Origin of the sequence: Providencia alcalifaciens (genome assembly GCF_020271745.1) — a bacterium.
Lineage (GTDB): Bacteria > Pseudomonadota > Gammaproteobacteria > Enterobacterales > Enterobacteriaceae > Providencia > Providencia alcalifaciens_B.
Genome location: NZ_CP084296.1, coordinates 2,687,764 through 2,714,030, shown reverse-complemented (window position 1 = coordinate 2,714,030; position 26,267 = coordinate 2,687,764). Strand labels below are relative to the sequence as shown.

Here is a 26,267-nt window from a genome sequence, read left to right as displayed (position 1 = left end):
CTGACTGATCAGGAAATGCTGCGTTATAACCGCCAAATTATCTTACGCGGCTTCGATTTTGACGGGCAGGAAAAGCTAAAGGCAGGTAAAGTCTTGGTCGTTGGACTTGGTGGGCTTGGCTGCGCTGCGACGCAATACCTTGCTGCGGCGGGTGTTGGACATTTAACCCTCGTAGATTTTGATACAGTTTCCCTATCAAACTTACAGCGCCAAACCCTGCACCGCGACGCCACCATCGGTGAGCCTAAAGTAGATTCAGCCAAAGCACAGCTAACGGCCATCAATCCTCATATCCAGATTGATACGGTTAACGCGCAATTGGAGGATCCTGAGCTGGAGCAATTAGTTCTACAGCATCATGTGATCTTAGATTGCACGGATAATGTTGCCATCCGCGAGCAGCTTAACCGCCTTTGCTTTAAGCACAAAATCCCTTTTGTTTCGGGTGCCGCAATTCGTATGGAAGGGCAACTTTCCGTATTTACCTACGAAGAAGGAATGCCCTGCTATCACTGCCTAAGCAGACTGTTTGGCGAAAATAGCCTGACATGTGTAGAGGCTGGCGTGATGGCGCCGCTGGTAGGTACAATTGGCACATTAGAAGCGATGGAAACCATCAAATTGCTAGCGCAGTACGGCAAAGTCAATGTTGGGAACGTGCTGTTATTTGATGCGATGACGCTGGATTTTCGTCAATTTAAGCTCAATAAAGACCCTCATTGTGAGGTCTGCTCTTAAGATTATTCATGGCGAGCTAAATCTCGCCATTATTCTATTTCACCATTCTTTAAGATATAAAATTAAGAATAATCCTAAAAATTCATTTATCTTGTCTTTGGTCTTATACTATCCCCCTTTCGGGGAACCTCGTTATCCCTACTAGTTTGAACTATGACTGTGTCAGTCATTACTGAGAATATAAATATGTCATTACCTCCTTGCCCAAAATGTCAGTCTGAATATACCTATACTGACAATGATATGTACATCTGCCCTGAGTGTGCGCACGAATGGAATGATGCTGAGCCAGTTGCTGACATTGATGAACTCATCGTAAAAGATGCTAATGGCAACTTATTAGCTGATGGCGATACTGTTACCGTAATCAAAGATCTTAAAGTGAAAGGGAGTTCTTCAATGCTGAAAATCGGTACCCGCGTTAAAGGTATTCGTTTAGTGGAAGGCGACCACAATATCGATTGTAAAATCGATGGTTTCGGTCAAATGAAACTGAAATCTGAGTTTGTGAAGAAAAACTAATTTTGAGGCTGTTCTGCCATTTTGAACAGCTAAATAAAAATAGCCCCGCGGGTATCACACCAGCGGGGCTATTTTTTGATTCAAACAAGATTAGATAACAACGCCTTGGCTTTTCAGGTACTCGTCATAAGTACCTTTAAAATCAATCACTTTATCTTCTTTAATCTCAAGAATACGGGTTGCCAGTGAACTCACAAACTCACGGTCATGAGAAACGAAAATCAGCGTTCCTTGATACATTTCTAACGCTAAGTTCAACGATTCAATGGATTCCATATCTAAGTGGTTAGTTGGTTCATCCATAATCAAGATATTTGGCTGTTGCATCATTAACTTACCAAATAACATACGACCTTGCTCACCACCTGATAAGACCGACACTTTCTTCTTAATATCGTCTTGAGAGAACAGTAAACGACCTAAAATACTACGAACCGCTTGCTCGTCATCCCCTTCACTTTTCCACTGGCTCATCCAGTCAAACACGTTCAGGTCAGTATCGAAGTCTTCTGCATGATCTTGTGCATAATAACCAATATTATGGTTTTCAGACCATTTGACCGTTCCATTTGTCGCAGGTTGCTCACCCACTAAGGTTTTTAAGAATGTGGTTTTACCGATACCGTTAGCACCAATAACCGCCATTTTCTCACCCACTTCCAGTAATAGGTTCACATTCTTAAACAGAGGGCCTTGGTCATAACCGTTGGTGACCGCTTCTAATTCCAGAGCGTTACGGAACAGTTTTTTCTCTTGTTCAAAACGAATGAATGGGTTTTGACGACTAGAAGCTTTAACTTCATCCAATTGAATTTTATCAATTTGACGAGCTCGAGAAGTTGCTTGTTTAGATTTTGACGCGTTAGCACTGAAGCGGCTGACGAACGATTGTAATTCTGCAATTTGCGCTTTTTTCTTTGCGTTATCAGATAATAGACGCTCTCTCGCTTGAGTTGCTGCAATCATATACTCATCATAATTACCCGGGAATAAACGCAGCTCACCGTAATCTAAGTCCGCCATGTGCGTACAAACGGTGTTTAAGAAGTGTCTATCATGGGAAATGATGACCATGGTGCAGTTACGGTCATTCAGCACTTGCTCTAACCAACGGATGGTATCGATATCCAAGTTGTTCGTCGGTTCATCAAGTAACAGAATATCTGGGTCGGCAAATAATGCCTGAGCCAATAGCACGCGAAGTTTCCAACCAGGGGCTACTTCACTCATTGGTCCATAATGCTGCTCAACTGGAATACCGACGCCTAATAGCAGCTCACCCGCACGCGCTTCCGCACTATAGCCATCCATTTCACCATAAGCTACTTCGAGGTCCGCAACACGATAACCATCTTCTTCGCTCATTTCTGGCATCGCATAAATTCTGTCACGCTCTTGCTTGACATCCCAAAGCTCAGCATGTCCCATAATAACGGTATCGAGAACGGTAAACTCTTCGAATGCAAATTGGTCTTGGCGTAATTTACCTAAGCGTTCGTTAGGATCCGTGGTACTCACATTTCCTGCGGTTGGTGCTAAGTCCCCCCCCAGAATTTTCATAAATGTGGATTTACCCGCACCATTTGCACCGATCAGACCATAGCGGTTACCGGTACCGAACTTAACTGAGATGTTTTCAAACAGCGGCTTACTGCCAAACTGCATAGTGATATTGTTGGTTGTTAACACTGCGATGCCTTAAATTGATCTTTGTAGAGTCGCCCCGAGATTAGCGTAATTGCCCTTATCTCGCCGACTTGAATTCTGATAAGAATAAATAGCCGCGCATTATGCCATAATCCAGCGTTTAGATCTTGCTCTGATTTTGGCACGCAGCTATTTAGGAAAAAGAGGTCAATGGATGATTATTTATTTTTCGTAGGTTTTTACAGGCGGTGCTACATAGGTTTCAAACTGATCTAATAAACTGGCTGGGGATGATTCCACAATCGCCATATGGCGATACTTTTCATGTAAAAAGCCCTCATCCGCCATTTTATTAGTCATATCAATCAGAGACTGCCAATAATTATTAATATTAAACAACCCGCAAGGCTTTGTATGTAAACCAATTTGGCTCCAAGTGAACACTTCGCTGTATTCTTCTAAGGTGCCATAACCGCCCGGCATCGCGACAAAACCATCCGCAAGTTCAATCATTTTACTTTTGCGCTGATGCATGGTGTCGACTTTGTACAATTCGGTCAGATTTTTATGCGAAATCTCACGCTCTTCAAGAAGAGATGGGATCACACCAATAGCCTTGCCGCCTAAAGATAATACCGTATCTGCAACAATTCCCATCAACCCAACACTCGCACCACCATAGACTAAAGCGATATCACGTTTTACCAGCTCTTTTGCAAACTCAATGGCTTGTTTTTGATAAATTTCATTCGTACCCATGCTTGAACCGCAATAAACCGCGACGCTTTTAATTTTTTTCATGTTCTATTTTCATTCCTATTATCATTCTTGTAACCGCAAAATTATACGGTACCTACAAAGAAGCTCAACTCACAATATTTTATTATTTAGTCGTTATCCGATATTAAATAATATGATGAATTCTTCACGCTAAACAAAGCAATATAATCTGCATGAATTCTGTGAGATAATTCACATCAATTTGCTGGCTTAGGGTAAATATCCTAACAAACCACCATTATCATTTATATTTACCCATTTCATCTGTATATACAGTATGGGTTTTATCGACGTTACCAACGTTTTTTTGAGGTTTTTTATTCATGTCTGCCGATACTAAAAAGAGTGCTTTTCCGCTATTGCCGATAGGCTTGCTATTACTGGCAATGATGTCAATCCAAAGCGGCGCCTCTTTAGCTAAAACATTATTCCCACTTATCGGCGCACCAGGTGTTACCGGTTTACGTTTGTTGCTTGCCACGATTATTTTGTGCGTGATCTTTAAACCATGGCGTTTAAATTTCAGAAAAAGCTCACTAGGGCCACTGCTTGCTTATGGTTTATCTCTCGGAACCATGAACTACCTGTTTTATTTAGCTCTTGAGCGTATCCCTTTAGGAATTGCGGTCGCACTTGAGTTTACGGGTCCATTAGCGGTTGCAATGTTTTCTTCTCGCCGCCCTATCGACTTTTTATGGATTGGGCTTGTCATTGCGGGGTTGCTGTTCTTACTGCCTATTGGCAATAACATTGACTCGCTTGACCTGGTTGGTGCCGCTTATGCTTTAGGTGCCGGTGTCTGCTGGGCGATTTATATTATCTTTGGACAACGCGCTGGCGCGGGTTACGGTGCCGCAACCGTTGCAGTGGGCTCATTGATTTCGGCACTCATTTTCTTCCCCATTGGGTTGATGCAGACCGGAGTTGAAGCGATGTTTGACCCAGCTATTCTACCTTTGGCTTTAGGGGTTGCTATTTTGTCTACCGCATTTCCGTATACATTGGAGATGATAGCGTTAACCAAGCTACCCGCAAAAACCTTCGGCACCCTAATGAGTCTAGAGCCTTGTATGGGTGCATTTTTAGGTATTGTATTCCTACAAGAACATTTAACAATGACACAATGGTTAGCACTCCTGTGCATTGTATGCGCATCTATTGGTTCAACATCAACTTCAATACCCAAATCAAAGATTGAAAAAGTATCGTAAATAATTACGCTACATTCACTTTTATCAAAGGCTAATAGACATTGCTATTAGCCTTTTTATTTTTTTCTTCATTTATTTATTTCATTATCTTGTAAGGTAACCTTCATTTATTTGAAATATCGCATCGATAGATTCAATTGGTAAAACCTAAATAAACAAACATTCTAAAAAATATCATCATCCTGCCTATTAAAGTAATAGATTATTACTTTATGACATTCTTAGCTTTACACTCTATATTTATAAACAGACAAGATAATTGAATGAATTTATATTTAAGAGAGGAAACCCCATGAGTACTGCAAAATTATTTAAAACCTCTTCAATTGAACTTTTATATACCCGTAATGATATTGAAGATAGTATTAAATTAGAAACTATTGGTATCTTAAACATGATGCTTATCCATTTCACCGATCTCTCTTTAATCACTAAACAAGCACATTGGAACATGCGCGGTCGTAACTTTATCGCTGTACATGAGATGTTAGATGGCTTTAGAGATAGTATCGTTGGGCACTTGGATGAATTCGCTGAGCGTGCAGTTCAACTGGGTGGCGTTGCCACTGGAACATCACAACAAGTCAATAAATTCACGTCATTAGAAGCTTATCCTCTGGATATTCATTCTGTACAAGACCATTTAAAAGCGTTAGCAGAACGATATGCCGTTGTTGCGAATGATATTCGTAAGGCTATCGATGAAGTTGAAGATGAAAATACTGCAGATATGTTTACCGCCGCCTCTCGCGATCTAGATAAATTTCTATGGTTATTAGAAGCCAATATTGAGTAGTGTCGTAAAAACAGAGTCAATATATTGACCATGAGACCACTTCGGTGGTCTCAATTATTTATCACCCTACTTAATTTGTCGTACTACTTATCTGATGTTGGCATTTCAGGTTGTTCAATCGGGAAAATGGGTAACGAATTTAATAAACGTTTACCATAGTTTTTGGTTAATAAGCGTTTATCATAAATGATAATTTCGCCATAACATTCATGACTGCGAATCAAACGTCCCGCTTGCTGGATCAAATTAAATGAAGCGCTAGGTAAACTTTGTACCTCGAATGGATAACGCTTTAATGATTTCAGCCAGTCCCCTTCCGTAATAATCACCGGGTTTGTCACAGGTGGAAATGCAATCTTATGAATATGCACCTGGGTTAAAAATTCCCCCTTTAAATCCAACCCTTCCGCAAATGATTGTAAACCGATTAACGCGCTTTTTTGCCCTTGTTTAATACGTTCACAGTGCGTCTCCACTAACCGATAACGTGGCTGATCACCCTGCACTAGGAGCTGTAGACGTAAATCCTTCACATGCTCCAGAAACCCGTCCATCGCTCGCTGGCTACTAAATAGGATCAATACCCCATGGTGATCACTATGCGTAAATTGATGACGAAAATAGGTTGCCATCTCTTTCAAATGTTCAGCTTCATTTGCCATAGTTGGCTCATGCTGCATTTTGGGGATCACCAACTTCCCCTGTTCAACATGATTAAACGGCGAGGTAAGCGTCACGAAACGGTCATCGCTCTTTTCCGATAATCCCGTCAATTCCATAAAACGCGAATAGCTGTTCAAAGAGCGAAGTGTTGCCGATGTCACCACAATATGAGGCACATTTTTCCATAACAAATGTTGTAGCTGTTCACTCACGCGGATCCCCGCGCAATGCATAAAAATCCGAGATTGATTTTTCTCATAACGGCGGCTAAGCCATTTCGAAACGGGCGCACCCGAGCTTTGATCAAGCGAGGCTAAGCGCCACAATTTAGTCATATTTTCAAAATAACCCATAGCTCGGCTTGTCACTAAGATGGAGCGATGTAAACGCACAATATCTTGCTTTGCTGTTTGTTCCGTTAAGTCACTGAGAATCGCCTCTGATAGCCCACGTAATGCATCCGTCAGCTTAAATAGCTCTTGGCAGCATTGCTGCATTACCTCGGGCAAGATCCCCATAGGGAACAAATATTCTGACTCTTTGGATGTTTCAGGTAATAGCCCGTTCGCTAACAGTGAAAAATCACGGAAATACTCACGTAATTTTTCGGCGTGTTGCTGTAGCTTCTCAGGATTGGTCAACTTAGGTGGCTTTGCAGGGCGAAACTGCGCAACGTACTGCCCGACATGATGAATAAAATTATCCACCTGTGCAGTAAGCTGAACTAGCGTAATTTCCCCTTCCACTTCTAAGGCGTCTCTCGCCACATCAGGAACGTGATGCCCTTCATCAAGAACTAACAATAATTTTTTGGGATCCGGCAGTACCGATTCTGTTTCCATTGCCGCCATCACTAAAGCGTGGTTAGCCACGACCACATCTGCATCTTCAATTTCACGACGTGCAATAAAAAAAGGGCATCGTTGATAGAACTGGCAATTGCGTCCAAGGCAGTTCATTTTATCGGTGCTGACTTTACGCCATAAACTATCACTAAATGCCTTTTTATGGTGGTCACGCAGCCCATCCCAAGCGAAGCTATGAAAATCATTGCGTAATTGCTGGCACTGCGCTCTCTCTTCGCTGTTGGCAATTTCAGTTTTGTCTTCCACCAACAGCATTAAATCAATTTGTTCCCCTTCCGCAGCACAAATAGCTTCTAAATTTCGAGGGCATACATAACGTGCTCGCCCAAATGCGCCTGTATATTTTAAGTCAGGAATAATTTTGCCCAGTAATGGCAAATCCTTACTGAATATTTGATCTTGTAGGGCAACGTTGGCGGTACTCACGACCAACGTTTTGCCTTCTTCGCGCCCAACTGCAATACCAGGTATCAAATAGGATAAGGTTTTTCCCACCCCAGTTGGTGCTTCAATGACTAAATGACGCCCCTCTGCATCTGACAAATTTTTCGCCACTTCAGCAATCATCTGTCGCTGAGGCGCCCGAGAGACAAACCCGTCGATTTGATGAGATAACCCCTTATACCATTGAGTTATTTGTTCTTTGATTTTATTTGACAGAGACATAGATACGCAGAAAACCAAGTAAAAAGGAGATGATAACCAATCAAAAAAGAGGCCGAAAAGCCCCTGTTTCTCTTTTGCGAAACCCTTCGCAAAACTACTGTATTAATTTCCATTATACACAAATTCTGGAAAGCCTTTCGCAAAACACAAAATCGAGCCAAGAAAATACCCCGTAGAACTTGTTTGCTATCACCATCCAGTTATACTTTGGCATCTTCGTGTCAAATCAGGCTAATAAAAATGAAAAAAGTCGTCATCGCACTGTGCGCATTATGCGCGTTGAGTTCTATTGGGGGTATTGTGCTTGCCGGGATGAATATTTATACCCGCTCCACAACACCTATAGAGCAAAATCAGGCACAATCGCCATCGATATTTCCTGCGCCTAATCAGATCCAGTAATCATCCACTATTAATCAAACGGGACGGTGAGTTATGATGTACAACGATTATTTTGTAACACCAGAGTGGTTAAATTCGCATCTTTCAGACAGTAATATTATTGTGCTTGATGTCTCTACACCACCACCTACCGCCCCTTATGATTGCTACCAAAGCTACCTGGATGAGCACATTCCCCAAGCTCAATTTTTTAATCAAGATGAAGTCGCCGATAAGAGTTGCGACTTACCCCATATGCTCCCTGATGCCGCCACATTTAGCCAAGCTGTTGGAGCGATGGGGATTAATAATCAAACCCAAGTCATTATTTACGCTCAAAATAACTTATTTTCATCCCCACGTGCATGGTGGACTTTCCGCACTTTAGGCTGTAAACAGGTTAAAATTTTAGCGGGCGGAATTAACGCATGGAAAGCAGCCGGTTTCACAACCCAATCGGGTAAAGTCACTCCACCAGCTGCACAAACCTTTATTGCAGATAGACAAGATGCCAATGCACTGAATCAACAACAAATGTTAGAGATTGCCACTGAAGGTAAAATTCAAATTATTGATGCGCGTGCGGCTGCCCGTTTTCTCGCTCAAGCCCCTGAACCTCGCCCCGGTTTAAGAATGGGGCATATTCCGGGCAGTAAAAATGTGCCTTGGGATTTATTAGTGGATAATGGGGAATATAAATCCCCCGAACAGTTAAAAACTATTTTTGCTCAGCAAGGTGTTGATATTACCGCACCAACAGTCACAACCTGTGGCTCAGGCATGACTGCTGCCGTTGTTTTACTAGCATTGGTCTTATTAGGTAATCCACATGTGCGCCTCTATGATGGTTCATGGGCGCAATGGGGGCAAGACAACGGGTTACCAATCGAACCTTAATCATTTTTTATTCCCTCATAAATAAGCGTTAATTATGAGGGAATTTATTTATTCTATTTAAATCTAATATTATAAAAAATTAATTAAATTAATTACGCTTTTTATTACTCTATTTTTATGGAGCTAATAACTAATGAATACATTATGGGAACTCTGGGTAATAAACCTAGGGACGCTATCTACCTTTGTAGGTACCGCAGCAACTTTATGGGTTCTATTACAAACATCAAGATTGACGATTAAATTTAATCGTAAGGCATCCATTTATTTTCATAAAGAGAAGTTAAATGCTCTTTTTAACAACTATTACATACACATATCAGAAATACCCAGTGTAAACATGAGTAGTAAAGATAAAATTCTATTGCAAAGAAAGATGCTACCCCTACATAATTACTTTTTGTTTATGGAGTTAAAAGACAAAAAATTCACCACATATATAAATAAGTACATAATTAATACAAAGAAGATTCTTGCCATTAATAACTATGATGATCTAAGTTATAATCATTACTTTCATTTTCTTAATGAGACAATTATCTTACTCGATTATATAAACAACACACTTAGTATATCTGAAAGAAAAATATGAGGTTTATTATGGAATTTAATGAAAATAGAATAATCTGTAATATTCTAATGAAAAGCTTACATAAAAAAATATTGTGGCAACAAACACATGAAATACACCCTGTTATTCATAAAGAGTCGGATAAATTTATTATAAGTTGCTTTAATACAACCAATTTAGAAGACATGACTTTTTATTTATACACTTATCGAGCTTTAGATTTAGACCCTATATTTAACTACCATATTAACATCGATAAAATCGAATTATCTTTAGTCGAAAATAACTATATTACGTGGAGTTACTCAAAAAATGGTTTCTTTATTCAGAAGCTACTTGAGCTAATGACATCTCAAGTGTCATCTATTCATAAATTTATGGTACATGAGCCATGTAAAAATTAAAAAATTAAAGCCACTCATTATTTAGCGGACGTCATAATAAGTGGCTTTAATAAATAGTAAATTGTGTGGTAGCGAAAAAACTACCCTTAATGATAGTAGCCTGAGAAATGCTACTTAATAAACATTCCCGCAAGGAATAACACGGCAATGGCGCCGATCACAGCAACAACAAAACTCCCGAAGTTAAAGCCATCCACCTTGCCTTTACCAAAGAATGTGCTGATGTATCCCCCGACAACCGCCCCGACGATCCCCAATACAGTCGTCATGATAAAACCCATTTGATAGGTTCCTGGCATCAGCCATTTAGCTAAAACACCTGCGATTAAACCAAAGATAATCCAAGCAATAATGCCCATTTGAGGCCTCCAATATCTCTGTTGCTTTAAATTTCCTAGCACACTAACTTTGTTACACGATATAGACTCTTTAATCATTTCATACGGTGATGACAGTATTTTGAATTAATCACCACCGTACATTGTAATTAAAGACCTAATCTCAAATTTTGGCAAATTTCATCATGTTAAGATGATGTGACAGAAAGTTGATCCACATGCAGCGCAATAACATCCGCTATTTGCTCTGCCGTTTTCAACGCTCTCACTTGAGAAAACAGTTCATCCGCCTGCTGATACTCTTTACGTAAATAACTCAGCCACTGTTTGATACGAGCCGCATGGTAATGCCCTGTATCCCCCAGTTTTTCTAATTCCGTATATTTAAAGAGGATTTTCCCGACCTGTTCCCAAGGCATCTTCGCGACATTATGTTTGATCACTCGACTCAAATTCGGCGTATTTAATGCGCCTCGGCCGATCATAATCGAATCACACCCGGTGATTTCCATACAGCGTTTAGCACTTTCATAATCCCAGATTTCGCCATTGGCAATGACCGGAATCGACAGTTTCTGGCGAAGTTCACCAATCGCCTGCCAGTTAATGCATTCCGCTTTATAGCCATCTTCCTTTGTGCGCCCGTGAACTGTCAATTCGGTCGCTCCTGCTTGCTGTACAGCATCCGCAATTTCGTGAGCAAACTGGCTGCTATCCCACCCCAAACGAACTTTCACTGAAACGGGTAATTCTTTGGGTACCGCCGCCCGCATAGCTTTAGCGGCGTGATAGATAAGATCCGGCTGCTTCAATAACGTCGCACCACCACCGCTGCCATTCACCGTTTTTGATGGACAACCGCAATTGAGATCGACGCCCCAAGAGCCTAATTCAATCGCGCGGTTGGCATTTTCAGCCAACCACTCAGGATGTTGCCCTAATAGCTGCACCCGCACTAACGTCCCCGATGGCGTTCGGCTGCCCTGTTGCAATTCCGGGCATAACCGATAAAACGTTTTTGCCGGCAACAAGGTATCGACAACTCGCACAAACTCAGTAATGCACAAGTCGTAGTCGTTCACCTCACTCAATAATCGGCGAACCAGAGAATCGAGTACCCCTTCCATCGGGGCGAGTAGTACACGCATTAGCTGTCACTACGCCCTTGTCTAACGCGCTTCTGTGCATTTTTCCACGGTGAGCCTGAAGTGGATTCAGATTGACCTTTCTCGGAATTCGCATTTTGACGGCGAGGACGGCTCGGACCTTTATTGCTACTATGACTACGCTCATTGCGGCTATTATCAGAACCACGACGGTTATCAGACCCGCGGCGGCTATCAGAACCTCGACGATCATTACGCTGAGAAGGCTTTTGGATCGGCTCAGCTTTGATTGATGGGTCTGGCTCGTAGCCTTCAATCTCCATCTGTGGGATGGATTTCTTCAATAATTTCTCAATATCTTTAAGCAGTTTCGCTTCATCGATACACACTAAAGATACCGCCATACCCGTCGCTTCAGCTCGTCCTGTACGACCAATACGGTGAACGTAATCTTCCGCCACATTCGGTAGCTCAAAGTTAACCACATAAGGCAGTTGTTCGATATCTAAGCCGCGAGCCGCAATATCTGTCGCCACTAAGACACGGATATCCCCGGATTTAAAATCAGCTAAAGCACGGGTACGAGCGCCTTGGCTCTTATTACCATGAATCGCCGCCGCTTTGACACCATCTTTGTTTAAGTGCTCAGCTAAGCGGTTAGCGCCATGTTTGGTACGTGTAAACACCAGTACTTGCTGCCAGTTTTCACGCCCAATCATAAACGAGAGTAACTCAGCTTTACGTTTTTTATCCACTAAATGAACATACTGCGTTACTTGCTCAGAAGCTGAGTTGCGCGGAGCCACTTCAATAGAAACTGGATTGTTCAATAACTTGCTCGCCAACTGTTTGATCTCATCAGAGAACGTCGCTGAGAACAGAAGATTTTGGCGCTTTTTAGGTAATTTAGTGATTACACGGCGAATATCGTGAATAAAGCCCATGTCTAACATACGGTCAGCTTCATCCAAGACGAAAACTTCAACCTGCGATAAATCCACCGCGTTTTGATGTTCCAAGTCCAGTAAACGACCCGGTGTTGCGATCAACACATCTACACCACCGCGCAGTTTCATCATTTGCGGGTTGATACTGACACCACCAAACACAACACATGAGCGAATTCTCAAATGACGACTATATTCTTTTACATTTTCAGCCACTTGAGCCGCAAGTTCACGAGTCGGGGTTAAAATCAATGCGCGAATAGGACGACGGTTATTGCCGCGTGGATTGTCCACCAGCTTTTGCAAAATAGGTAAAGTAAAACCAGCGGTTTTACCTGTACCTGTTTGAGCACTGGCCAATAGGTCTTTACCCGCTAAAACAGCAGGAATAGCTTGTTGTTGAATAGGCGTAGGGCTTTCATAGCCTAATTCATTAATGGCACGCAAGATTTCCTCGTTTAACGCGAGGTCAGAAAAACTAGTCAAATTAATTACTCCGGGCTCCACCGCTTCAATTTACTGGGCAGCTCTAGGGGGGAAGATTCGATATTCAATAGAAGAAAAGCGCAAACTGCCATGCGATACGCAAAAATTCTACCATCATTTGAGCGTGATAAATATATTAATTTAGATTGATGAATAAACTAATACAAAATCTGCTTTATATAGTATATATACGTATACATAACTAAAGATGTATCCATTTTCATCCTACACAATGAATAAATGCCAACTAAGAGCATGCCGAAAATTATTTAATTCTGAATCAAAAGGAATGTTTATGAACACAAATTCATCGCCAACATTACGTGGAGAGAACGCCAAACTCCAACTTCTTCTCGCCGCCGCCGATGTTTATGGAGAACAAGGTATCGACGGGGCAACCACCCGCCAAATTGCCCAAGCATCCGGGCAAAACATCGCCGCCATCTCCTATTATTTCGGGTCTAAAGAAGGGTTATATCTCGCCGTTGCTCAGCAAATTGCTAACAATATCAAAGAGAGTTTCGCTGAAAGTGTCACTCAAATAGATAGCTTTATTAGTCAGCCCGCAGAATTACAAATTCCTGAAGAAGCGCTCGAATTGCTGAAAAAAACCATTATTTCGTACAATTTTTTCCAGCTTAAAAAAGAAAACTTAAGCTTTTCACGCATTCTAGCTCGCGAACAACTTAACCCAACCGAAGCATATGGACTGATCCACGAACAAGCGTTGGGACCCATTCACTCACGGCTTAATCGCTTAATTTCTATCTACATTGGCGCCGATCCCAATAATCTAGCGACCTTGATCCACACGCACGCCATTTTGGGTGAAACCCTCTCTTTCCGTATTGCGCGAGAAACCTTACTCAGACAAACTGGTTGGAAACACATCAACGAAAACGAATTTAAAATTATTAATCAGGTTCTTATTGAGCATATCGACATCTTATTATTGGGGTTACGTCATCGCCAACACGCAGAAAAGTGATATGATATATGGATAAAATCAAATCATAATCCTGAGTAATGTTTTTATCCGTCACTAAGGTTAGCTATGAACACAAAACGCCGTGCACTGGTTATTTTACTGATTATTATTCTGATTAGCGCTATTGCTGGGGGCTACTATTATCAGTCTCTTAAGGATAAAACATTCACCTTATACGGGAATGTGGATGTGCGCACCGTTAACCTTAGTTTTCGAGTCAATGGTAAGCTCGTCTCTTTAGATGTTGATGAAGGGGCGAAAGTCACTGCTGGACAATTACTCGGAAAATTGGATGATGCGCCCTACATCAACGCATTAAATAAAGCCAAAGGGCTGCGTGATAGCGCCAAAGCCCAGTTAGCTCTCAAAGAGAAAGGCTACCGGACACAAGAAATTGCTCAAGTCGAGTCTGAAGTCGCTCAACGTCAAGCCGCTTGGCAATATGCGGATAATTTTTATAAACGTCAGCAAGGTTTAGCAGCTCAAAAACTGATTTCTGCCAATGATTTAGATAATGCAAAAAATAATCGCAATCAAACGCTTGCCGCGCTAAAAGCATCCCAAGATAAACTCAATCAATATCAGAGTGGATTTCGCCAAGAAGAGATAGCAGCAGCCCGAGGCGAATGGTTGCAAGCAGAAGCGGCTGTTGCCCAAGCTGAGCTTGATCTTTCAGACACACAGCTTATCGCCCCATCTGATGGCACAATCCTGACTCGCGCTATCGAACCCGGCACCATTATTGGCATGGGCAATACCGTTTTTAGTGTGACATTAACGCATCCTGTTTGGGTACGTGCCTATGTGAGTGAGGCTCACTTAGGTGATGCGGTTCCTGGTCGTAAAGTCTTACTCTTTACGGATAGCCAGCCTAATACCCCTTACCATGGTACAATTGGTTTTGTCTCCCCCACCGCCGAATTTACCCCAAAAAGTGTACAAACACCGGATTTACGTACCGACTTAGTCTATCGACTACGAATTATTGTCGATGATCCTAATGATAAGCTGCGTCAAGGAATGCCCGTCACCGTTCAGTTTGCGGCACCTCAGCAATAGGGCGCATGATGGCTCAGCAAGATACTCACTCATTAAACAGCGTTATTTCGTTAAACAGCGTCGAAAAACGCTTTATTGGACTGGATAACCCTGCGGTTGAAAGCCTAACTACCGAAATTCACGGCGGCTCCGTGACGGGGTTAGTCGGTCCCGATGGCGCAGGGAAAACAACGCTGATGCGCATGCTGGCTGGGCTACTCAAACCGGATTCAGGGCAAATCCGCTTAATGGGATTAGACCCGATTAAAGACAGTATCGAAGTGCGGGCAAACCTCGGTTATATGCCACAAAAATTCGGTCTATATGAAGATTTAACGGTTCAAGAAAATCTTGATTTATATGCCGATCTGCGCGGTGTTATTGGTGAAGAGCGCCAACAGACCTATAAACAACTCCTCGCATTTACTAGCCTAGCCCCATTTACTGCTCGCCTTGCCGGTAAGCTTTCTGGGGGAATGAAACAGAAATTGGGACTTGCCTGCACCCTATTAGGTAAACCGAAAGTTTTACTGCTGGATGAACCGGGTGTCGGCGTAGATCCTATTGCCAGACGAGAACTGTGGCAAATGGTGCACACCCTTGCTGACGATGGCATGTTGATCCTCTGGAGCACATCGTATCTGGATGAAGCTGAGCAGTGCAAAGAAGTGCTGTTACTCAATGAAGGCAAGCTACTGTACAGCGGCAAACCCGAGCAGCTCACCCAAAAGATGGCTGGACGCTCATTTTTACTCGATGTACCTGCAACGCAAAAACGCACCATTTTGCAAAATGCCTTAGTGTTACCTGAAACCACCGATGGCGTGATCCAAGGCCGCTATATTCGCTTAATTTTAAAGCCTCACGCATCCCAAGAGAACTTACTCAATGCCTTAAATATGGGAGATCAAACGCTGATTGAAGCCCAGCCGCGCTTTGAAGATGCGTTTATCGACCTTTTAGGTGGCGGACCATCCCATCGTTCTGAACTCGCCGCTATCGTGCCACAAATTCCACCGGCCCCCAATGAAACCGTCATTGAAGCCCGCAACCTGACCAAAAAATTCGGGGATTTTGCCGCAACGGATACCGTCAACTTTCAAGTAAAACGTGGTGAAATTTTTGGATTATTGGGACCTAATGGCGCGGGGAAATCCACCACGTTTAAAATGATGTGTGGATTAATGAAACCAACTGATGGGCAGGCACTAGTACTTGGTATGGATTTAAAAACCAGTTCAAACAAAGCCCGTCAGCACCTTGGGTATATGGCGCAAAAATTTTCCCTCTATGGCAACCTCAAAGTTGGGCAAAACTTAAAATTTTTCTCCGGTGTATACGGTTTACATCATAAACAGCAAGCCACCAAAATGCAGGAGATGATTAACGCCTTTAATTTTACGCCCATTATCAGCCAGATTACTGATTCGCTCCCGCTGGGTTATAAGCAGCGCCTTGCCCTCGCCTGCTCACTGATGCATGAACCGGATATCCTGTTTTTGGATGAACCCACTTCAGGAGTTGACCCGCTAACTCGGCGAGAATTCTGGTTACATATTAATGGTATGGTAGATAAGGGGGTCACCGTCATGGTCACCACCCACTTTATGGATGAAGCTGAATATTGCGATCGTATCGGGCTGGTTTACCACGGAAAAATTATTGCCGCAGGTACGCCTGACGAGTTAAAAAAACAGGTAGCCAGCACAAAAAATCCAAATCCATCGATGGAAGATGCCTTTATTGAATTGATTTTCAACTACGATAAACAGCAGGAGGCACAATGAAGACAACCGCCTCTGGTTTTTCATGGCGCAGGCTTAAAGCCCTCTGTTGGAAAGAAAGTAAGCAGATAGTTCGTGACCCCAGCAGTGCCTTAATTGCTATTGTCATCCCGCTGATGCTGTTGTTTATTTTCGGTTATGGGATCAATCTGGACTCCAGTAAATTGCGGGTCGGCATCCTAATGGATCAACAAAGCCAACCGGCTCGTGAATTGGTCGATACATTTACTGGCTCTCCCTTTATTGATGCCACCATTAGCGATAATCGCAATTTATTGATTAATAAAATGCAAGCGGGAGAAATTCGCGGCATTGTGGTGATCCCCGTTAATTTTGCTGAGCAACTTTCTCGCCCTAATGGACATGCTGCAATCCAAGTGATCACCGATGGAAGTGAACCCAATACCGCCAATTTTGTGCAAGCCTACACCAAAGGGGTTTGGCATACATGGCTTATCCAACAAGGTGAAAACCAAGGTTATCCCACCGACCCGCTAATCGAACTTAATATGCGATACTGGTTTAACGAAGCAGCGCTGAGCCAACATTTTATTATTCCGGGCGCCATTAGCATCATTATGACTGTCGTGGGTGCCATTTTAACTTCACTGGTGATAGCCCGAGAATGGGAGCGAGGCACCATGGAAGCACTACTTTCCACCCAAATCACTCGCACTGAACTACTGCTTTCCAAATTATTGCCTTATCAAATTCTTGGCTCGTTCGTCATGGTGCTGTGTATGTTAGTGACGACATTGGTGCTCGATATTCCTTATCGTGGCTCTTTGTTGATTTTATTTGTCATAACCAGCCTCTATTTAGCCACCGCATTAGGAATGGGATTACTGATTTCAACCATTACCCGCAACCAGTTCAATGCGGCGATGGTGGCACTGAATGCGGCCTTTTTGCCAGCCATTATGCTTTCAGGATTTATTTTTGAAATTGATAGCATGCCAGTATTTATTCAAGTAGTGACTTACTTCATCCCCGCTCGCTACTTTGTCAGCAGCTTACAGACCTTGTTTTTGGCGGGAGATATCTATTTGGTGTTACTCACCGATTTCTTATTGCTGATTGCCTCAGCGATATTATTCATTGGCTTAACGGCGCTGAAAACGCGTCGTCGTTTGGATTGAGGTGAAATATGTTTTATCGTCTTTACACCTTAATTATGAAAGAATTACAGTCATTATTGCAGGAAAAACAGACGCGAATTATTTTGATCATGCCTGTCATTTTCCAAATGATCCTTTTCCCACTGGCGGCGACCTTAGAAGTCACTAACACCACCATTGCCATTTTTGACCAAGATAATGGCGAGCATTCCATTGAACTCACTCAACGCTTAGCAAAAGCCAGCGCATTTTCCCATGTTCTATTACTGAAAAATGAATCAGAGATTCGAAAAACGTTAGATAACCGCAAAGCCTTGTTAGTTGTCCGCTTTAATCAAAATTTCAGTGCTGATATCGCCAGCCATCATCCCGCGAATATGATGTTGCTATTGGATGGACGAAACTCAAACAGTTCCCAAATAGCGGCTAATTACATTGAGCAGATAGTCATGCAATACCAGCAGGAGCTCACACAAACCCAAGTACCGCCCAATAACAGCGAATTGATTGTCCGCAACTGGTACAACCCAAACTTAGACTATAAATGGTTTATTGTGCCGTCATTAGTGGCATTGATTACAACGATTGGGGTACTGATCGTCACCTCGTTGTCTATTGCCAGAGAGCGTGAGCAAGGAACCCTCGACCAACTGTTAGTTTCGCCACTGACCACATGGCAAATCTTTATTGGCAAAGCGATTCCTGCCTTAGTCGTCGCCACTGCACAAGCCACATTGGTGTTAGTGATTGGGATTTTTTGCTACAAAATCCCATTCGCCGGTTCACTATTGCTGTTCTATGGCACGATGATTTTTTATGGTTTATCACTCGTGGGATTTGGTTTGCTTATCTCCGCATTGTGCTCAACTCAGCAGCAAGCGTTTATTGGCGTGTTTGTGTTTATGATGCCCGCGGTGTTGCTATCCGGTTATATCTCTCCCGTCGAGAATATGCCTGTTTGGCTACAAGATATTACGTGGGTTAATCCCATCCGCCACTTTACGGATATCACTAAGCAGATTTACCTTAAAGATGCCGACTTTTCTGTGGTATTTCACAGCTTATGGCCTCTTTTGATTATCTTCCTGATAACTAGCTCTCTGGCTTATTACTTATTTCGCAAAAAAATCGCTTAAAGTACCAAGGCTAAGTTAAAATATCCGTTTCGAGTCAAAAGGGTTCGTTGGGGCGACTTTTCTTTTCGCCTGAAGAGACTCAAAATACAATCAATTACCGGTGAATATTTCGCTAGATTACGCAATATTCAACTTGGCTAAGCCCTATACACAAGGTATTGATTAACAGAGAGTATCATTTCTCAGCTGTTTACTTTCTTCGACATAACCATCATGACGATGGATGCCGACAATGCCACTACTACGCCGAGCGAGATAAAGGCCGCTGTTAACCCGATAAAATGGGCTGCATAACCTATCAGGGCTGGTCCCATTAATACGCCAAGATAGCCAAGAATACTGGCTGCAGAGATAGCCAGTGTCGCAGGCATTGATTTCTGGCGCCCAGCCAGTGAAAACAACACCGGAACGACATTGCCCGCGGCTAAACCGGCCAGGGCCATCGCGGTAAGCACCCATTCAAAGGAACTGAACGCCGTCATCAGGAAAATCCCCATAGCCGTCAGGATCACGCCGCAGAGTATCATGGCTTTTTCGCCCATGATGGTGACAACTCTATCGCCAATGAAACGGCTCAAGGCCATTGCGATGGCAAATACCACGTATCCTGTACCAGCAACCCCTTCCGAAACATTTTTTACCTGAATCAAGAAGATAGCACCCCAATCAAGCATGGCCCCCTCAGCAAGAAAGATGATCATGGCGAGGACGCCAATACCGATAACTTTTCCTTTCGGCACCACAAAAAGGGGGTGTTCTTCGGTTGAACGGGTACTTAAAAATCCGTTTACCACCAGAGAAATACTGATTAAAACAAGCAGTGCGGCCGCGCCAGCAGCAATTCTAATATCCAGCCCAGATACGATCAGCAAGGTGACAAAGCTCGCACCAGCCAGGCCACCAATACTGTAAAAACCGTGAAATCCTGACATCAATGGGGTGCCTGCCGTGTTCTGTACTTCCGTGCCATGAATATTCGCGGCCACATCAGTCGCCCCTATGGACGCGCCGAACAGAAGTAACGTCAACCCCAGGGCCACCGGCGTCGATACTATCGCAAGCAGTGGCAATGCGATGAATAACCCGCAGACACCTGCAAGAATGATGTTTTTGCTCCCGACCTTTCCCGCAAGGCTACCAGCTGTCGGCATCCCGATTACCGCGCCGAGGCCCAGACAAAGAAGAATTGTCCCCAGCATTGCAGAATCAGCGTGGATACGCTGCTGCGCATAGGGAACCAGAGGCGCCCAGCAAGATAGGCTAAAGCCTGCAATAAAAAATGAGATACGTGTCGACCATTTGGCCGGACTCAGTTTTGTTTCATTCAAGGCGTCGCCAAAGAAAGTATCTTTTTTTTCTTTCTGACTCATAATCATTCTGTTCCTGATAATCATTTCGATTGAGGACAGATTCTACCTGTAGTAAGCTTGGTGAAATTAATATATTAAGACAAAATATGTCGATTAACCGCCATTCCACAAATAATCCAGATCTGGCCAGCGCCAGAGTCGTAGGGCAGACGGAAATATGTGGCCCGTATACCACGGTCCAGCACAACCATGAGCGGCATCAGCTGATCTATGCTACCCGTGGGGTGGTGCATATGGCTACGGCAGCCGGGGAATGGATCCTTCCCCCCTGCCGGGCTTTGTGGATAAGTGGAGGCACACAACATACCCTGACGGTCAAACGACCGGCTGAAATCAATATTCTCTATATCGATCCGAACATCTATCCCTTCAAAAGTTTCACCCGATGTTGTGTGGTTGAAGTCACTCCCCTAGTGCGAGAACTGATCTCTGCCTGCACGTTACTGACATGGAATTATGAGCCCGGCACACCTGACTCCAGGCTTTCTGAGGTTTTAATTGATCAAATAAAGCGACTCGATCTCGCGCCACTAGATTTAAACCTGCCGAAGGATGAACGAGCCCTGAGGGTAGTGGAACTTCTAAAAAAGAATCCAGGCACCCGAAAATCGCTCAATGAACTGGCCCAGGAAGTGGGTGCCAGCGCGCGCACAATTGAACGTCTTTTTTCCCGTGAGACATATTTATCCTTCGGTGCATGGCGACACCGCCATCGTATGCTGTTCGCAATTGAACGACTGGCTTACGGACATAATGTAACCCGCGTTGCACTTGAAACTGGTTATGAATCTTCTTCCAGTTTTATTGCCTCCTTTCGGACTATGTTCGGTACCACCCCCTCCCGCTACTTCCGGTAAGTACCTACTCCATTACCCCCTAAGAAGAAAGCATGCCAGTTAAATCTGAAAATAGGCCATCCTGATAGTGCCCGACTTCAATGTATTTCCCAATAGCCTTGCGGTTTAGCTTATTCTCTCCAATCAAATAGAGCACTTTGTCATACTGCATCGTCAAGGATTTTGAAACACGGCGCAGCTCTCGCCATGTAAAAAATGTAGCCAGATCATCATCGGTTTCAAGTGGATGGTGAACATCATGCAATTCTACGAGTTTCTCAAACGCCAGCATCGCTCCAATATCCGTATAACCCTCGCAGTTAATTTCATTAAATAGGTGTTATGGTAAAGGCTCAAATAATGACTGAGTTCAGAGTTTACTTATATCAACGGAATGATGGGTCACTCTATGATGATGAGATCCATAAAACGAGAGGATGCGTAATGAGGTTAAATAGGCTGTTTTTATTTATTCTTTTGAGTGGAATATTTTTAACGTCTGGTTGCCATAGCCTAATCAATGCCTACTATGCCGATACATTACCTAAAACCGAGGGACAAATCCCCCTAGCCGGTTTGCAATCCCCTGTGCAAGTTCGCTTTAATGCTATGGGGATCCCCTTGTTGAAAGGGGAAAATCTTGATGACATCTATTTAGTGTGGGGCTACCTTCACGCTTCAGAACGAATTAGCCACATGGAGCTGATGCGCCTCACCGCTGAAGGCCGTCTAAGTGAATATCTTGGTGAGCCGGCTCTCAATATTGACAGTTTTATGCGTAAAATGCAGTTTCGAGAAGCCTCTAATATCCTATACCGTAATGTTTCACTACAAAATCGCCGTTACCTGCAAGCTTATGCTGATGGCGTGAACCTTTGGCTGGCAGATCACCAAAATAAATTACCGATGGATCTTTCAGCCGCTGATTATGTTGTGCCCCCTTGGCGCCCTGATGATGCAATTTTAATTTTATCTTTAGCGAATTTTGGGCTTGCGGGCAACCTTCATGAAGAAATTGATAGCTTAATTGTCGCCCAACAGCTCGGGGCAGGCTCACTTCCATGGCTATTCCCAACTTACCCTGATGAGCCTTTGCCTCATGAGGAAGCCCAAAAACTTTCTGGTTTAGATTTACATCCCTCAGCCCAAGATATCGACCAAATCACGCTCGCCAGTCAGTCACTGAAAAATATTCATTTTCATGACGTGATGGCATCCAATAACTGGGCCATTACTCCCGATTTAACCCAAAATCACGGCTCCTTGCTGGCGAACGATACCCATCTACCTATAGGTTTGCCGTCATTGTGGAGTTTTATTCAGGTTGATACTCCGCAATTGCAAATGGCAGGAGCGTCTATTCCGGGAATTCCCGCCATCGTAGTAGGAGCAACGCCAAATTTAGCATGGGGCTACACCATGGTCATGGCGGATAATCAGGATCTCTTTTTGGAGAAAATCAGGAAAAGTGAGTACGGATATGAATACCTTTACCAGCAACAATGGCACCCTGTAGAACAGAGCCAGGCAGTATTTCATGTCAGAGGTCAGCCTGATGTTGTCGAAAGTATTTATCATACTCCCCATGGCGTCTTGTTGAATGCCTCATTAAAGACGCAAAGTTACTTACTGCAACCTCTTGAAGTTCAATCTCAATACGGTATCGTTTTGAGTACATTAATGCCTGATAAACACGATATTAGCCTCAATGCATTAATGGAGCTTCCAAAGCAAAAACAGGTTCCTCACGCAATTGCGCTCGCCAAACAGATTAACGCGATTTCCGTGAATATGTTGTTTGCAGATAAACAGCAAATTGGCTGGCAGCTCACCGGCAGCTACCCTCTACGCAAAAAAGGTTTAGGGCTTTTTCCCTCTCCCGCTTGGAACGGTGAATATGACTGGGTAGGCTCAGTATCGAATCAAGATTACCCGTCATCCATTAAAAGCCACAATAGCTGGCTAGCAACGGCTAATCAGCGCATAGTTGAAAAAGATTATCCTGTGAATTTTTCTCAAACATGGGCGCACCCCGAACGCTTTGAGCGCATTTCGGTCTTGCTAAATGCGACCCAGCAACATAATTTTGCAACGATGCAAAAAATGCAGTTCGATCAACTCGACCCAATGGTTGGAAAGCTACAGCGCTATTTATTATCCCCCGAGTTACACGCGGCGATTTTGCGACTTCCTCAACAGGAACAAACGAAAGCTGTTCAAGCCAAACAGCATTTACTTGGTTTTGATGGTGAACTAAACACATCTAGTCCCGATGCTGCGCTGTACAATCTGTTTCTCGCCAATTTCAGTCAGCAACTTTTTCGTGACAAATTTACCCATTCCCCACAAGCATGGAAGGCCTTTATCGAGAGCTCTAAGTCATATTCTGCGCAGGCTGAGCACCTCTTTGGACAACCGGATAGAGGTTTGGGTGTCAGTCCATTTTGGCAAAAATCAACGCCCGAACGCAGCGGTAAAGCCAATATCGTAGCGTATTCATTGGCGATGGCATATCAGCAAGGTGAAAATCAATTGGGCTTAGACTACAAACAATGGCAATGGGGAAAACTTCATCGATATAAGTGGAATAGCCTGTCATCCCAAATGGCTGAGTATCTCCCTGAATCTCAACGCAAAAAAATAGAGAGCCTTGATGGTTATTTAAACCGTGGTCCTTATCCTGCTGGCGGTAATTTGAATACCATAAATATTGCCAGTTATCACATCGGTGAGAGTTTTGACACCATGCTGATCCCTTCGTTGCGCTTAATCGTGGACTTTAGCCAAAAAGATCCTGTCTGGGTGATGAATAATGCAGGGCAATCAGCGAACCCGGCCAGTCCACACTATGCCGACAATATTCCTGCCTGGATAAACGGTGATTACCAAAACTTACCTTTTAGTGAGGAAGGGAAAACCCAGTGGTATGGCAATAAAACCCTAAATTTTATTCCTGAGACCAATTCAAGGCAGGTAAATCAATGATTTCCAATACCTTATTTCAACGATTTGCGCCAATTGAACCTGCGGTTTCCGAACAGCTAGATATGTTACGAGGGTTTTGCACCGCAGTGGTGCTGTTTGGACATGCATATTTAGTCTTTTTATATCCAATCTGGCCTGCCGTGATGCTGCCTCTGTACCTATTTGGTCATTCATGTGTGATGGCTTTTTTTGCTCTGAGCGGCTTTCTGATTTGCAAATCAGTTAGTTATAATATTAATAAAAATCAAACATTTAAAATAAAACCTTATCTCATTTCTCGCTCAAATCGTATTTTACCGCCTTTCTACCTTGGGTGCGTGGTGCTGATAATCCTCTATCTGATTGCACCTTACTTTTTTGCCAATGGAACCCGTGAAATAACAATTATTAGCAATACCATGACTCAAGCAAAAATGGCGCTAAGTGTTGAAGGGCTCGTGGGCGTATTGCTATTTATTAACGGGTTTATTACTGAGACGCCGCCGAGTAACTTTGCATTTTGGTCATTGCCCTTCGAAGTTTGGTTCTATGCGCTATTTGGTTTATTGATGCTGCCTGGTAATCGTATCAGCTGTATGATTGGAGTCACATTACTCATCCTACTCAGCTTGCTGAATTATACTTTTTTTCTGTATGCCTTGATTTGGTGTAGTGGCGTCATTGCGGCGTTGCTACATAATCATCAATACAACATTAAACGTAGCCAGTTAATTCTTAGCTTTAGTCTGATATCCGGATTATTGATGTTACTTGCTATCGTTGGATATCTCTATTTTCCAGTCACTTTTGATAAACAAAAATATTTATTAGCGCTCTATGGCACCCTATGCGGGATCAGTTTTTGTTATCTGTTTTATTTAATGAGCTTTCACCGAGTTCGTTTTTATCTACCGGGCAAGCAGCTCACGCCAAGCTCTTACACTATCTATATTCTGCATTTTCCATTGTTGATATTTACCTATGGCATTATTCAGCCTTATGTTTATAAGAACACCTGGCTCCTGCTCGGTAGCACCTTTTTCATTGCGACCAGTATTCTGTTTATTGGGCTGTGGATTGGGCGCTATATTGAGAAATTAAAGCCGTTTTCTTGAGTTAAATGAGTCTATAGAAGGGAAAGATAAAAAGGAAACATAGGAAGGAAAAAAATAAACAATAAAAAACTGCACCCTAATCCGTTGGTATTCAACGTTTGAAGTGCAGTTTTAAACTTAATAAATCTTACTTTTCAATCTGCTTGATGAGCAATTAACGGCGATCACCAAAGATACGCAGTAACATCAGGAACAGGTTGATGAAATCTAAATACAGAGATAACGCGCCCATAATGGAGTATTTACGCATATTTTCTCTGTCATCTTGATTGATTTGCTCACCCATCTCTTTGAGTTTTTGAGTGTCATACGCGGTTAATGCAGCGAACAGTAACACACCACCGTAAGTGATCACCCAGTACATCATAGAACTTTGCAGCCAGATGTTAACCAAAGAAGCGACAACCAGACCAATCAGCGCCATAAACAGGAAGTTACCCATCCCTGTTAAGCTACGCTTAGTCGTGTAACCGTAGAAGCTTAACGCACCGAACATCACTGCAGTAATGATGAACGTTCCAACAACAGACTCACCGGTATAAACCGCGAGGATCACGGAGATGGTTAAGCCCGTTAACAACGCGTACAGCATAAACATACCCGTTGCAATCGCACCGCTCATTTTCGGCAGCAAGAATGACAGACCCATCACTAAACCAAGTTCAGCAATGATCATTCCGAAAAATAATACTTTGTTGGTTGCGATAGTGACAAATAAACCGCTGCTTAAAGAGTACCAAGCAACAAAAGCTGTCAACAATAACCCGACAGTCATCCAACCGTAGACTTGCGACATAAATGCCTGAACGCCAGTGCTGGCATTCTGAACAAGAGAATCATTACGTTGATCAAATTGACCCATGATGGTTACCCTTCCATTTTAAGAAAAATCGACCCAG

The 26,267-nt window shown here is 43.1% G+C and carries 22 protein-coding genes and 1 pseudogene; 14 read left to right on the top strand and 9 right to left on the bottom strand.

Annotation, left to right across the window (positions count from 1 at the left end; genetic code table 11):
* The first annotated feature begins 15 nt into the window (after positions 1-15).
* A complete protein-coding gene (gene moeB, locus LDO51_RS12490) occupies positions 16-738 on the top strand; it encodes a molybdopterin-synthase adenylyltransferase MoeB (RefSeq protein ID WP_263869903.1) in 723 nt (240 codons plus the stop codon).
* Positions 739-924: 186 nt separating this feature from the next.
* On the top strand, positions 925-1,260 hold the full coding sequence (locus LDO51_RS12485) for a zinc ribbon domain-containing protein YjdM (RefSeq protein WP_006662278.1): 336 nt from the start codon (positions 925-927) through the stop codon (positions 1,258-1,260).
* Between the two features lie 90 nt (positions 1,261-1,350).
* On the opposite strand, the gene LDO51_RS12480 is transcribed toward LDO51_RS12485, so the two are convergent.
* Entirely contained in the window at positions 1,351-2,925 is a 1,575-nt protein-coding gene (locus LDO51_RS12480) for an ABC-F family ATPase (protein ID WP_423810980.1), read from the bottom strand.
* A gap of 204 nt (positions 2,926-3,129) precedes the next feature.
* Positions 3,130-3,708 (bottom strand): TIGR00730 family Rossman fold protein, encoded by a 579-nt coding sequence (locus LDO51_RS12475; protein ID WP_225574809.1) that lies wholly within the window; start codon positions 3,706-3,708, stop codon positions 3,130-3,132.
* Between the two features lie 302 nt (positions 3,709-4,010).
* Between LDO51_RS12475 and rhtA the strand changes: the two genes are divergently transcribed.
* Both rhtA and dps read left to right on the top strand, forming a co-directional pair.
* Positions 4,011-4,898 (top strand): threonine/homoserine exporter RhtA, encoded by an 888-nt coding sequence (gene rhtA, locus LDO51_RS12470; RefSeq protein ID WP_225574808.1) that lies wholly within the window; start codon positions 4,011-4,013, stop codon positions 4,896-4,898.
* A 292-nt stretch (positions 4,899-5,190) separates the two neighbouring features.
* On the top strand, positions 5,191-5,694 hold the full coding sequence (dps, locus tag LDO51_RS12465) for a DNA starvation/stationary phase protection protein Dps (RefSeq protein WP_225574807.1): 504 nt from the start codon (positions 5,191-5,193) through the stop codon (positions 5,692-5,694).
* Between the two features lie 83 nt (positions 5,695-5,777).
* Here the strand turns inward: dps and dinG are convergent, their stop codons facing one another.
* Positions 5,778-7,889 carry an ATP-dependent DNA helicase DinG gene (gene dinG, locus LDO51_RS12460; protein ID WP_225574806.1) on the bottom strand — a complete coding sequence of 704 codons (2,112 nt, stop codon included), beginning with the start codon at positions 7,887-7,889 and terminating at the stop codon, positions 5,778-5,780.
* A 240-nt stretch (positions 7,890-8,129) separates the two neighbouring features.
* Between dinG and LDO51_RS12455 the strand changes: the two genes are divergently transcribed.
* Together LDO51_RS12455 and sseA are read left to right on the top strand one after the other, a co-directional pair.
* On the top strand, positions 8,130-8,291 hold the full coding sequence (locus LDO51_RS12455) for a hypothetical protein (protein WP_225574805.1): 162 nt from the start codon (positions 8,130-8,132) through the stop codon (positions 8,289-8,291).
* A 36-nt stretch (positions 8,292-8,327) separates the two neighbouring features.
* Positions 8,328-9,167, top strand: a complete 840-nt coding sequence (sseA, locus tag LDO51_RS12450; protein ID WP_225577270.1) for a 3-mercaptopyruvate sulfurtransferase — start codon at positions 8,328-8,330, stop codon at positions 9,165-9,167.
* Positions 9,168-10,252: 1,085 nt separating this feature from the next.
* Here sseA and LDO51_RS12445 read toward each other — a convergent pair.
* The 3 genes from LDO51_RS12445 to rhlE all read right to left on the bottom strand — a co-directional run bounded on the left by LDO51_RS12445 (position 10,253) and on the right by rhlE (position 13,019).
* Positions 10,253-10,501: a GlsB/YeaQ/YmgE family stress response membrane protein gene (locus tag LDO51_RS12445; protein ID WP_225574804.1), complete on the bottom strand. Its 249-nt coding sequence runs from the start codon at positions 10,499-10,501 to the stop codon at positions 10,253-10,255.
* 167 nt (positions 10,502-10,668) lie between these two features.
* Positions 10,669-11,628, bottom strand: coding sequence for a tRNA dihydrouridine(16) synthase DusC (gene dusC / locus LDO51_RS12440; RefSeq protein WP_225574803.1), 960 nt, complete (start codon positions 11,626-11,628; stop codon positions 10,669-10,671).
* The gene (gene rhlE, locus LDO51_RS12435) at positions 11,628-13,019 is read right to left on the bottom strand and encodes an ATP-dependent RNA helicase RhlE (RefSeq protein WP_225574802.1); all 1,392 of its coding nucleotides are present in this window, start codon (positions 13,017-13,019) and stop codon (positions 11,628-11,630) included. Before rhlE ends, dusC begins: the two co-directional genes overlap by 1 nt.
* A gap of 289 nt (positions 13,020-13,308) precedes the next feature.
* Between rhlE and cecR the strand changes: the two genes are divergently transcribed.
* The 5 genes from cecR (at position 13,309) to LDO51_RS12410 (ending at position 19,083) form a co-directional block, all read left to right on the top strand.
* Positions 13,309-14,007: a transcriptional regulator CecR gene (gene cecR, locus LDO51_RS12430; protein WP_225574801.1), complete on the top strand. Its 699-nt coding sequence runs from the start codon at positions 13,309-13,311 to the stop codon at positions 14,005-14,007.
* A gap of 66 nt (positions 14,008-14,073) precedes the next feature.
* Positions 14,074-15,066 carry a secretion protein HlyD gene (gene hlyD / locus LDO51_RS12425; protein WP_225574800.1) on the top strand — a complete coding sequence of 331 codons (993 nt, stop codon included), beginning with the start codon at positions 14,074-14,076 and terminating at the stop codon, positions 15,064-15,066.
* An 8-nt stretch (positions 15,067-15,074) separates the two neighbouring features.
* Complete coding sequence (locus tag LDO51_RS12420) at positions 15,075-16,832, top strand: ATP-binding cassette domain-containing protein (RefSeq protein WP_225574799.1); 1,758 nt, start codon at positions 15,075-15,077, stop codon at positions 16,830-16,832.
* Positions 16,829-17,968 carry an ABC transporter permease gene (locus LDO51_RS12415; protein ID WP_225574798.1) on the top strand — a complete coding sequence of 380 codons (1,140 nt, stop codon included), beginning with the start codon at positions 16,829-16,831 and terminating at the stop codon, positions 17,966-17,968. The genes LDO51_RS12420 and LDO51_RS12415 overlap by 4 nt, the downstream gene beginning before the upstream one ends.
* A gap of 8 nt (positions 17,969-17,976) precedes the next feature.
* A complete protein-coding gene (locus LDO51_RS12410) occupies positions 17,977-19,083 on the top strand; it encodes an ABC transporter permease (protein ID WP_225574797.1) in 1,107 nt (368 codons plus the stop codon).
* 182 nt (positions 19,084-19,265) lie between these two features.
* On the opposite strand, the gene LDO51_RS12405 is transcribed toward LDO51_RS12410, so the two are convergent.
* Positions 19,266-20,453 (bottom strand): MFS transporter, encoded by a 1,188-nt coding sequence (locus tag LDO51_RS12405; protein ID WP_225574796.1) that lies wholly within the window; start codon positions 20,451-20,453, stop codon positions 19,266-19,268.
* Between the two features lie 233 nt (positions 20,454-20,686).
* Here LDO51_RS12405 and LDO51_RS12400 point away from each other — a divergent pair, with 233 nt between their 5' ends.
* Positions 20,687-21,310, top strand: coding sequence for an AraC family transcriptional regulator (locus LDO51_RS12400; protein WP_225574795.1), 624 nt, complete (start codon positions 20,687-20,689; stop codon positions 21,308-21,310).
* 55 nt (positions 21,311-21,365) lie between these two features.
* On the opposite strand, the pseudogene LDO51_RS12395 reads toward LDO51_RS12400, so the two are convergent.
* Positions 21,366-21,548, bottom strand: a pseudogene (locus LDO51_RS12395) (ISNCY family transposase); the annotation flags it as partial.
* A gap of 185 nt (positions 21,549-21,733) precedes the next feature.
* Between LDO51_RS12395 and LDO51_RS12390 the strand changes: the two are divergent.
* Both LDO51_RS12390 and LDO51_RS12385 read left to right on the top strand, forming a co-directional pair.
* Positions 21,734-24,274: a penicillin acylase family protein gene (locus LDO51_RS12390; protein WP_225574794.1), complete on the top strand. Its 2,541-nt coding sequence runs from the start codon at positions 21,734-21,736 to the stop codon at positions 24,272-24,274.
* The gene (locus LDO51_RS12385) at positions 24,271-25,368 is read left to right on the top strand and encodes an acyltransferase family protein (protein ID WP_225574793.1); all 1,098 of its coding nucleotides are present in this window, start codon (positions 24,271-24,273) and stop codon (positions 25,366-25,368) included. Before LDO51_RS12390 ends, LDO51_RS12385 begins: the two co-directional genes overlap by 4 nt.
* Before the next feature lie 154 nt (positions 25,369-25,522).
* Here LDO51_RS12385 and LDO51_RS12380 read toward each other — a convergent pair whose 3' ends face one another.
* The gene (locus tag LDO51_RS12380) at positions 25,523-26,230 is read right to left on the bottom strand and encodes a Bax inhibitor-1/YccA family protein (protein WP_006812719.1); all 708 of its coding nucleotides are present in this window, start codon (positions 26,228-26,230) and stop codon (positions 25,523-25,525) included.
* Between the last annotated feature and the right edge of the window lie 37 nt (positions 26,231-26,267).